The sequence below is a fragment of the Streptomyces sp. NPDC052299 genome, from assembly GCF_040679335.1.
GTDB lineage: Bacteria > Actinomycetota > Actinomycetes > Streptomycetales > Streptomycetaceae > Streptomyces.
Genome location: NZ_JBFAUP010000049.1, coordinates 1 through 3198, shown reverse-complemented (window position 1 = coordinate 3198; position 3198 = coordinate 1). Strand labels below are relative to the sequence as shown.

Sequence of the window (3198 nt, the reverse complement as noted above, 5' to 3'; positions counted from 1 at the left end):
GTGGGTGGCTGGTCGTTGTTTGAGAACTGCACAGTGGACGCGAGCATCTGTGGCCAAGTTTTTAAGGGCGCACGGTGGATGCCTTGGCACCAGGAACCGATGAAGGACGTGGGAGGCCACGATAGGCCCCGGGGAGCTGTCAACCGAGCTTTGATCCGGGGGTGTCCGAATGGGGAAACCCGGCAGTCGTCATGGGCTGTCACCCGCTGCTGAACACATAGGCAGTGTGGAGGGAACGCGGGGAAGTGAAACATCTCAGTACCCGCAGGAAGAGAAAACAACCGTGATTCCGGGAGTAGTGGCGAGCGAAACTGGATGAGGCCAAACCGTATGCGTGTGATACCCGGCAGGGGTTGCGCATGCGGGGTTGTGGGATCTCTCTTTTACGGTCTGCCGGCCGTGAGACGAGTCAGAAACCGTTGATGTAGGCGAAGGACATGCGAAAGGTCCGGCGTAGAGGGTAAGACCCCCGTAGCTGAAACATTAGCGGCTTGTTTGAGAGACACCCAAGTAGCACGGGGCCCGAGAAATCCCGTGTGAATCTGGCGGGACCACCCGTTAAGCCTAAATATTCCCTGGTGACCGATAGCGGATAGTACCGTGAGGGAATGGTGAAAAGTACCGCGGGAGCGGAGTGAAATAGTACCTGAAACCGTGTGCCTACAAGCCGTGGGAGCGTCGCGCATCGGGCTTGCTCGGTGCGTCGTGACTGCGTGCCTTTTGAAGAATGAGCCTGCGAGTTAGCGGTGTGTAGCGAGGTTAACCCGTGTGGGGAAGCCGTAGCGAAAGCGAGTCCGAATAGGGCGTTTGAGTTGCACGCTCTAGACCCGAAGCGGAGTGATCTAGCCATGGGCAGGTTGAAGCGGAGGTAAGACTTCGTGGAGGACCGAACCCACCAGGGTTGAAAACCTGGGGGATGACCTGTGGTTAGGGGTGAAAGGCCAATCAAACTCCGTGATAGCTGGTTCTCCCCGAAATGCATTTAGGTGCAGCGTCGTGTGTTTCTTGCCGGAGGTAGAGCACTGGATAGGCGATGGGCCCTACCGGGTTACTGACCTTAGCCAAACTCCGAATGCCGGTAAGTGAGAGCGCGGCAGTGAGACTGTGGGGGATAAGCTCCATGGTCGAGAGGGAAACAGCCCAGAGCATCGACTAAGGCCCCTAAGCGTACGCTAAGTGGGAAAGGATGTGGAGTCGCAGAGACAACCAGGAGGTTGGCTTAGAAGCAGCCACCCTTGAAAGAGTGCGTAATAGCTCACTGGTCAAGTGATTCCGCGCCGACAATGTAGCGGGGCTCAAGCGTACCGCCGAAGTCGTGTCATTCCAGTATTAAGGGCCAACGCCTGCTGGGATGGGTAGGGGAGCGTCGTGTGCCGGGTGAAGCAGCCGTGGAAGCGAGTTGTGGACGGTTCACGAGTGAGAATGCAGGCATGAGTAGCGATACACACGTGAGAAACGTGTGCGCCGATTGACTAAGGGTTCCTGGGTCAAGCTGATCTGCCCAGGGTAAGTCGGGACCTAAGGCGAGGCCGACAGGCGTAGTCGATGGACAACCGGTTGATATTCCGGTACCCGCTTTGAAACGCCCAATACTGAATCAGGCGATGCTAAGTCCGTGAAGCCGGCCCGATCTCTTCGGAGTTGAGGGTAGTGGTGGAGCCGACGAACCAGACTTGTAGTAGGTAAGCGATGGGGTGACGCAGGAAGGTAGTCCAGCCCGGGCGGTGGTTGTCCCGGGGTAAGGGTGTAGGACGCACGGTAGGCAAATCCGTCGTGCACATAGTCTGAGACCTGATGCCGAGCCGATTGTGGTGAAGTGGATGATCCTATGCTGTCGAGAAAAGCCTCTAGCGAGTTTCATGGCGGCCCGTACCCTAAACCGACTCAGGTGGTCAGGTAGAGAATACCGAGGCGTTCGGGTGAACTATGGTTAAGGAACTCGGCAAAATGCCCCCGTAACTTCGGGAGAAGGGGGGCCACCTTTGGTGATAGCACTTGCTGCTTGAGCTGGGGGTGGCCGCAGAGACCAGCGAGAAGCGACTGTTTACTAAAAACACAGGTCCGTGCGAAGCCGTAAGGCGATGTATACGGACTGACGCCTGCCCGGTGCTGGAACGTTAAGGGGACCGGTTAGCTGCTCTTCGGGGTGGCGAAGCTGAGAACTTAAGCGCCAGTAAACGGCGGTGGTAACTATAACCATCCTAAGGTAGCGAAATTCCTTGTCGGGTAAGTTCCGACCTGCACGAATGGCGTAACGACTTCTCGACTGTCTCAACCATAGGCCCGGTGAAATTGCACTACGAGTAAAGATGCTCGTTTCGCGCAGCAGGACGGAAAGACCCCGGGACCTTTACTATAGTTTGATATTGGTGTTCGGTTCGGCTTGTGTAGGATAGGTGGGAGACTTTGAAGCGGCCACGCCAGTGGTTGTGGAGTCGTCGTTGAAATACCACTCTGGTCGTGCTGGATGTCTAACCTGGGTCCGTGATCCGGATCAGGGACAGTGTCTGATGGGTAGTTTAACTGGGGCGGTTGCCTCCTAAAGGGTAACGGAGGCGCCCAAAGGTTCCCTCAGCCTGGTTGGCAATCAGGTGTTGAGTGTAAGTGCACAAGGGAGCTTGACTGTGAGACCGACGGGTCGAGCAGGGACGAAAGTCGGGACTAGTGATCCGGCAGTGGCTTGTGGAAGCGCTGTCGCTCAACGGATAAAAGGTACCCCGGGGATAACAGGCTGATCTTCCCCAAGAGTCCATATCGACGGGATGGTTTGGCACCTCGATGTCGGCTCGTCGCATCCTGGGGCTGGAGTCGGTCCCAAGGGTTGGGCTGTTCGCCCATTAAAGCGGTACGCGAGCTGGGTTTAGAACGTCGTGAGACAGTTCGGTCCCTATCCGCTGTGCGCGTAGGAATATTGAGAAGGGCTGTCCCTAGTACGAGAGGACCGGGACGGACGAACCTCTGGTGTGCCAGTTGTTCTGCCAAGGGCATGGCTGGTTGGCTACGTTCGGAAAGGATAACCGCTGAAAGCATCTAAGCGGGAAGCCTGCTTCGAGATGAGTATTCCCACCCTCTTGAAGGGTTAAGGCTCCCAGTAGACGACTGGGTTGATAGGCCAGATGTGGAAGCCCGGTAACGGGTGGAGCTGACTGGTACTAATAGGCCGAGGGCTTGTCCTCAGTTGCTCGCGTCCACTGTGTT

General features: G+C 56.7%; 1 rRNA gene. It reads left to right on the top strand.

Features of this window, described 5'->3' with window-relative positions:
* Positions 1 to 51: 51 nt before the first annotated feature.
* Positions 52 to 3176: ribosomal RNA gene (locus AB0L33_RS35060) — 23S ribosomal RNA — on the top strand.
* Positions 3177 to 3198 lie beyond the last annotated feature (22 nt).